Origin of the sequence: Actinomadura sp. GC306, assembly GCF_004348665.1 — a bacterium.
In the GTDB taxonomy this organism is placed as follows: Bacteria; Actinomycetota; Actinomycetes; order Streptosporangiales; family Streptosporangiaceae; genus Spirillospora.
In genome coordinates, this window is the sequence record NZ_SMKM01000333.1 from 1 (window position 1) to 6,573 (window position 6,573).

The 6,573-nt window shown below is 70.6% G+C and carries 5 protein-coding genes and 1 pseudogene; 3 read left to right on the forward strand and 3 right to left on the reverse strand.

The window, feature by feature from the left end:
* Positions 1–418, forward strand: a pseudogene (locus tag E1200_RS29790) (pectate lyase); the annotation flags it as partial.
* Between the two features lie 237 nt (positions 419–655).
* Here the strand turns inward: E1200_RS29790 and E1200_RS29795 are convergent.
* Positions 656–994, reverse strand: coding sequence for a HEAT repeat domain-containing protein (locus tag E1200_RS29795; protein WP_207933615.1), 339 nt, complete (start codon positions 992–994; stop codon positions 656–658).
* Positions 995–1,131: 137 nt separating this feature from the next.
* On the opposite strand from E1200_RS29795, the gene E1200_RS29800 reads away from it, so the two are divergent.
* Together E1200_RS29800 and fmdA are read left to right on the forward strand one after the other, a co-directional pair.
* A complete protein-coding gene (locus tag E1200_RS29800) occupies positions 1,132–1,410 on the forward strand; it encodes a zinc ribbon domain-containing protein (RefSeq protein WP_131955411.1) in 279 nt (92 codons plus the stop codon).
* A 119-nt stretch (positions 1,411–1,529) separates the two neighbouring features.
* Positions 1,530–2,777: a formamidase gene (fmdA, locus tag E1200_RS29805; protein WP_131955412.1), complete on the forward strand. Its 1,248-nt coding sequence runs from the start codon at positions 1,530–1,532 to the stop codon at positions 2,775–2,777.
* A gap of 65 nt (positions 2,778–2,842) precedes the next feature.
* Here the strand turns inward: fmdA and E1200_RS29810 are convergent, their stop codons facing one another.
* Entirely contained in the window at positions 2,843–4,867 is a 2,025-nt protein-coding gene (locus E1200_RS29810; protein WP_131955413.1) for a CocE/NonD family hydrolase, read from the reverse strand.
* Positions 4,868–4,933: 66 nt separating this feature from the next.
* The gene (locus E1200_RS29815) at positions 4,934–6,208 is read right to left on the reverse strand and encodes a biotin carboxylase (protein WP_131955414.1); all 1,275 of its coding nucleotides are present in this window, start codon (positions 6,206–6,208) and stop codon (positions 4,934–4,936) included.
* Between the last annotated feature and the right edge of the window lie 365 nt (positions 6,209–6,573).

Here is a 6,573-nt window from a genome sequence, read left to right on the forward strand (position 1 = left end):
GACCGAGCCCGGCCCGACCCCCACGCCGACTCCGACGCCGACCGAGCCGAGCGGCACGAACCTGAGCATCGGGGCGGGCTCCGACGGCTCCAGCAAGGCATCCGGGACGAGCTACGGCAACGTCCGCGACGGTGACATGGGCACCTACTGGTCGCCGGCCGGCTCCACCGGCTCCATCTCGATCAAGTGGGGCTCCGCCACCACGGTCTCCTCGATCAACATCCGGGAGGCGGCGGGTGCGGCGGGCGCCATCGGGTCGTGGCGCGTCCTGAACCACGACACCGGCACGGTGCTGGCCGCCGGCAGCGGCGCGGGCGCCATCGCCGTCCCGCGCACGACCCTCCGCAAGATCACCTTCGAGATCACCGGCTCGTCCGGCACCCCCCGGGTCGCCGAGTTCGAGACCTACGCCGGCTGAGCCTCCCCGTCCGGCCGCGCAACCCGCTCGCCCGGCCGGTCCGGCCCGCCCCGGACCGGCCGGACAAGCGGCACGGACTGTCATCCGTGATCCAGTAAGGCCGTGAGGCGTCAGCCGCGATGCCGTGAGGCGTAATCCCGCGATCCCGCGATGCCGTGAGGCCGCGCTACGCCCTTACGCGATCCAGCCCTTACGCGATCCATCCCTTACGCGATCCATCCCTTACGTGACCAGCCCTTACGCGATCCAGCCGTCCTCGCGTGCCTGCTCCAGTGCCTGCTCCGCCGCGCGGCTGTCGAGCATCTCCAGCCCGCGGACGGCCCAGAAGCGCAGGGTCTCGTCCGGGCTCTCCAACTGGTCGCGGAACACCGCCAGCGCCTCCGGGGCGCGGGCCTCGGCGATGAGCTCCAGCAGTCGGCAGCGCAGGTCGTCGTCCGGCTCCGCCGCGAACTCCTCGATCAGCTCGCCCGCGTACGCGTCGGCGTGCTCGCGCAGGAAGTCGAACGCGCCTTCCCGGGCCTGGGGATCCGTCTTCCGCATGAGCAGCATGGCCTGCTCGAAACGCCGCCGCGACATGCGCCCCACTCTACGGCCGGGCACCGACGAACTGCCGGACATGCCGCCCATACCTCCGGATTACGGGCCGGACGTGCGGCTTTCGTTTACCGCCGCCGCCCGGGGAATAGTCCGCCACAGATGCATTGGAGGCTGCCATGGCCATCTACCAGTACCGCTGCGAGAACTGCGGGGCGTTCGACGTCTCGCGCCCGATCGGTACCGCCGCCGACGCGGAGGACTGCGCGGGCTGCGGCGGGGCGGCGGCCCGCGTGTTCACCGCACCGCACCTCACCCGCACGTCCGGCCCGCTCGCGCGGGCGCTCCAGGCCCAGGAGGCGAGCGCCGACGAGCCGCGGGTGGTCAAGCGATCACCTTCGTCCAAGCCCGCGGCACCGCCCGCCGACCCGCGGCACGCACTGCTGCCGCGCCCCTAAGCCCGCCGACCGAGCCCGCCAACTGAGCTCACCAACGGGGCCCGCCACCCAGAGCCCGCCAATACAGCAGGGCCCGCCGACAGAGCAGGGCCGCCAACAGACATTCACCGGAGGAAGCCATGCCCGAAGTCGTGTTCCGCGTCGACCAGTCGAAGTCGATGCGCGACCAGGATGTCCCCGGCCATAACCGGTGGCATCCCGACATCCCGGCGGCGGTCACCGTCCGTCCCGGGTCGGAGGTCCGCATCGAGTCCCGGGAGTGGATGGACGGCCAGGTCGCCAACGACGACTCGGCCAACGACATCCGGGACCTCAACCTCAACGTCAACCACATGCTCAGCGGCCCGATCGCGGTGGAGGGCGCCGAGCCCGGCGACCTGATCATCGTCGACGTCCTCGACATCGGCCCCGTCCCGCAGGAGACCGGCCCGATCGCCGGCCAGGGCTGGGGCTACACCGGCATCTTCGCCCGGGGCAACGGCGGCGGTTTCCTCACCGACTGGTACCCCGACGCATGCAAGGCGATCTGGGACTTCCACGGCCAGATGGCCACGTCCCGCCATATCCCCGGCGTCCGCTTCACCGGCATCACGCACCCCGGCCTGTTCGGCACCGCGCCGGACGCCGACATGCTCGCCCGCTGGAACCGCCGCGAGCAGGCCCTCATCGACACCGACCCGGACAAGGTCCCGCCGCTCGCGCTGCCGCCCCAGCCGGAGGAGGTCCTCGCGGGCACGCTCACCGGCTCCGACCTGGAGCGGGTCGGCCGCGAGGGCGCTCGCACCGTCCCGCCCCGCGAGAACGGCGGCAACCAGGACATCAAGAACTTCAGCCGGGGCGCGCGGGTGTTCATGCCCGTCTTCGTGGACGGCGGGCTGCTGTCCACCGGCGACCTGCACTTCAGCCAGGGCGACGGCGAGATCACGTTCTGCGGCGCGATCGAGATGGGCGGGTTCATCGACGTGCACCTCGACCTGATCAAGGGCGGGATGGAGAAGTACGGGGTGACGACCAACCCCATCTTCATGCCGGGCAACGTCGAGCCCCGCTACGACGAGTTCATCTCGTTCATCGGCATCTCCGTCGACCACCGGGACGACACCAACCACCACCTCGACGCCACGCTGGCCTACCGGAACGCGGTGCTGAACGGCATCGAGTACCTGAAGAAGTTCGGGTACACGGGCGAGCAGGCGTACCTGCTGCTGTGCGCGGCGCCGATCGAGGGACGGCTCAGCAGCGTCGTCGACATCCCGAACGCCTGCTGCTCCCTCTACCTGCCCACGGCCATCTTCGACTTCGACGTCCGGCCCACGGCGGACGGCCCCGTCCGCGTCGACCGCGGCCAGTGCGCCACGGCGGACTGACCAGAACCGGCACACGGGGGCCGGCACCCCAGGCAACGGGGATCTGCACCACCCGGGGGGCGCGCTCAGAGGTGGTCGCGCGGAATGACGATCGACCAGTTCCGCGAGTACACCCGGTTGTCGCGCTCGTAGGCGTCCAGTTGCGCATGGAGGTGGAAGTCCGTCTCGGTGGAGGTCAGCTTGGTGCGGGTCTCCGTACTGACCTCCCAGTCGTCCCGGACGAACCCCATGCGCCACTGGACGTCGCCGTAGACGGAAGTGAAGTCGTCGCCGGTCCAGCCGTAGGTCTCGGTCACCCGGCGCTCGATCTGCATATCAATGTCGTCGATACGGACGACTCCCAGGTCCTTGACCACATGCAGCGCCGACTTGTACGTCACCAGGTCGCGGGACACCGTCCAGCCCTGCTCACCCGACTTGAGCAGGGTCGTCGGGAGGGGCGGTGTCCCCTCCGGCTCCCCGAAGGGGGTCACGGACGGCTCGTCGGGCGCCTTGATAGGACGCACCGGCAGTTCGAGGAAGCACGCCCCGGTGTAGAGCGCGAGGCGGACCGGCCGTGGCGGGGGCCAGGCCAGCGGCCAGTACGACGTCGACACCGACAGCCGGACCCGGTGTCCGGGCGGGAAGGCGTGCGCCATACCGTTCAGCGTGACCCGGACGTCGTACCGCTGCCCGGGTTCGAGCCGCCGCGGCATCTCGTGGTCGGTGCGGTGGGTGAGGTTGAGCAGCCCGTAGGTGACGCGGGTGGCGCGGCCGTCCGGGGCCACGTCCGACAGCCGCACGGCGACCATCGCCTCGGGGTCCGTCACCGCCAGCACGAGCCGCACCACCGGGGAGCCGAGGACCTCGCAGCGCCGGTCGAGGATGTCGCTGTCGAAGACCAGTGACCCGCCGTCCTCCTCGCGCTGGTCGTAGGGGAGGTCGGGGGGCGCGTTGTAGGAGCACCACTTGCCGGCGAACTGCCCCACCGACAGCGGCGACTCCACGGTCAGCTCCTCGCGCGGCACCCGCTCGCCCTCCGCGGCGATGCGGTTGCGCTCCAGCGGGTACCTGCGGATCGGGATACGGGGTGAGGGCCAGGACCGCTCCCCCACCCAGCGTCCCGGCCGCTGCTGGTACGCGGTGGACGGCGGCACGGTCTCCTGCATGTAGATGCGCAGGCGCGGCTCGTCCATCACGCCGTTGGCGGCGCCCTTGAGCCAGTGGTCCCACCAGCGCACCAGCTCCTGGAGGAAGCCGATCGCGGGGCCGGGTTCGCCAAGGTGGGGGTACTTGTGCGACCAGGGGCCGATGAGCCCCATGGTCGGCGCCCTGAGGTTGGCGAGGACGCGGAACACGGCGTTGGAGTACCCGTCGGCCCAGCCGCTCACGGCGAGCACGGGGCACTGGACGTCGGAGTAGTTCTCGGAGATCGAGGCGTGCTGCCAGAACTCGTCGCGGCGCTGGTGCCGCAGCCAGTTCGCGAGCCACAGCCCGCTGTGCTCCAGCCGCTCGTGCCACATGTCGCGCCACCGGTCGCCGACGATCGCGGGGTCCGGCGGGCACGACGTATAGGCGAACATCGTGGACGCCCAGGACAGGTTGTCGCTCAGCAGGCATCCGCCCATGTAGTGGACATCGTCGGCGTACCGGTCGTCGCTGAAGCACAGGGCGGCGATCGCGCCGAGGCCGGGCGGGCGGCGTGCGGCGACCTGCAGCGCGTTGAATCCGCCCCACGAGATGCCCATCATCCCCGCGCGGCCGTTCGACCAGGGCTGCGCGGCGAGCCAGGCGAGGATCTCTTCGGCGTCGCGCAGCTCGCGTTCCAGGTACTCGTCGGTGAGGACGCCCTCGGAATCGCCGGTGCCGCGGATATCGACCCGCACGCACGCGTAACCGTGCCCGGCCATGTAGGGGTGATGAATGGAATCCCGAACCGCCGTCAGATCCCGTTTCCGGTAGGGGATGAACTCCAGGACGGCCGGGACGGGGTCGTCGTCCGAGCCGACCGGCCGCCAGATGCGCGCGGCGAGCCGTACGCCGTCCGAGATGGGAATCCATACGTTCTCGTCCTCGCGCACCGCGTAGGGCAGTGACGTCACCGTGCGCATCGTGTCCCTCCCCTTGGGCCCACTTCCCGGACGGGTCTGCTCGTCCGGAGCCGGCCGGCCGCCGGCCTACTCGTCGATGTCGATCCGGAGCCGCGCGAGGCACCGCTCGTAGCGGGCCACAAGGTCGGCCTCGTCCGCGGCGCCCATGAAGATGTGGCCGATCTGGTAGCTGTAGCTGTCCTGCAGCGGCAGGTCCGACAGTCGGTCGCCCGGCCGGACGGAGACCGACACCGTCGTGCCGGGCATCTCCCGCTCGACCTCCGCGATCTCCTCTGCGCCCGGCACCCGCCGGACGACCCCGTCGGCGAAGCGCTTGAGGAACCACTTCGCGGCGACGCCGTACTGGCCGCCGCCCGGTTCCCGCAGCTCCGGGTCGAGGCCCAGCGCGAGCCGCACCATGTACTGGTGGTTCGGCACTCCGTCCACGTGCCAGAACAGCGGGGCGTGGGACTGGGAGTGGCGGGGATTCACCTCCAGCAGATTGATCGCGTCCGTCTCCCGGTTCCAGAAGAACTCCACGTTGAACGTCGTGGAGTCGAGCCCGATGCGGTCGATGACCCGCGTGGTGACGCCGACCATCCGCTCGATGACGTCCCCCGGCAGGCAGGACGGATACCGGTAGCGCTGGAAGGTCGGGCGCCCGGGATAGTCGATGGAGTCGACGACGCCATAAACGTGCACCTCCCCATCGAAGCGACACCCTTCAACGGTGACCTGGGCGCCCTCGATCGACTCCTCCGCGAGGCAGGCCATACCGCCGGCCCGCGCGATCTCCGGCGGGAGGTCGAGCCGGGCCAGCACCGACTCGAACGGCCGGCCGAGGTGGCCGATCCCCGCGCGGATCGCGGAGACCGCCCGGTCGAACCCGGCGTCGTCCACGACCTGGTACGCGAGGACGGCCGCCGCGGACTTCACCGGTTTGAGCCACATCGGGTACCGCACGCCCGGCGGCGGCCGCGCCCGGTCGCTGCGGATGTCCACCAGGCCGAACGCGGGCAGCTCGTCGGTCACCGCGCGCTGCTCGATGCGGCTCCAGTACTTGTGCTCGCACTTCACGACGGACTCCAGGCTCGCCGAGCGCAGGCCGTACCGGGCGCACAGCACGGGGACCATCGTGGTGACGGGGAAGTCCCAGAACCCGATGATCGCGTCGATCGGCCCGTCGAACGCGTCGAGCCGCTTCTCCGCCAGCGCCAGCACCCGGTCGAAGTCGATCACGCCCTGCCGCAGCTCCCGGTGCGACAGCACACCGTGGAAGCGGTAGTCCGCCGGGTGCGGAAGCCGGTGGAGCATCCGGAGATTCGGCTCGTCCAGCCCCAGCACGAACACGTTGCGCGGCATTGCTTCGCCCCCCTCGCGGGTGGGTTTCCGCTGGTGGCGCACCCAAACCGGCCGGGAGGCTTGCGGACCGGGGAAAACGCGGTTACCGTTCGGGTCACTTATAGGAAACTTTCCTATCGGTTCAACGCCGAACCACCCACCCGCCACCATCGCGGCACACCTCGGGGGACCCCGCCACCCACCCTCCTACCCCGGGAGCGATCTTGCGAAGAACCCTTCTTCCCGGCTTCCTGCTCACCGCGCTCTGCTCAGTCGTCCTCGCCCTCCTCGTGCCCGCCCCGGCGCATGCCGCCGCGGTGACGGCGACGTTCACCAAGTCGGCCGACTGGGGTTCGGGCTACGAGGCCGGCTACACGATCAAGAAC

What these genes read in the sequence shown, in the direction of transcription:
- E1200_RS29800 (WP_131955411.1), top strand. Translation starts at nt 1,132, where the DNA reads ATGGCCATCTACCAGTACCGCTGCGAGAACTGCGGGGCGTTCGACGTC.
- E1200_RS29815 (WP_131955414.1), bottom strand. Translation starts at nt 6,208, where the DNA reads ATGCCGCGCAACGTGTTCGTGCTGGGGCTGGACGAGCCGAATCTCCGG.
- fmdA (WP_131955412.1), top strand. Translation starts at nt 1,530, where the DNA reads ATGCCCGAAGTCGTGTTCCGCGTCGACCAGTCGAAGTCGATGCGCGAC.
- E1200_RS29810 (WP_131955413.1), bottom strand. Translation starts at nt 4,867, where the DNA reads ATGCGCACGGTGACGTCACTGCCCTACGCGGTGCGCGAGGACGAGAAC.
- E1200_RS29795 (WP_207933615.1), bottom strand. Translation starts at nt 994, where the DNA reads ATGTCGCGGCGGCGTTTCGAGCAGGCCATGCTGCTCATGCGGAAGACG.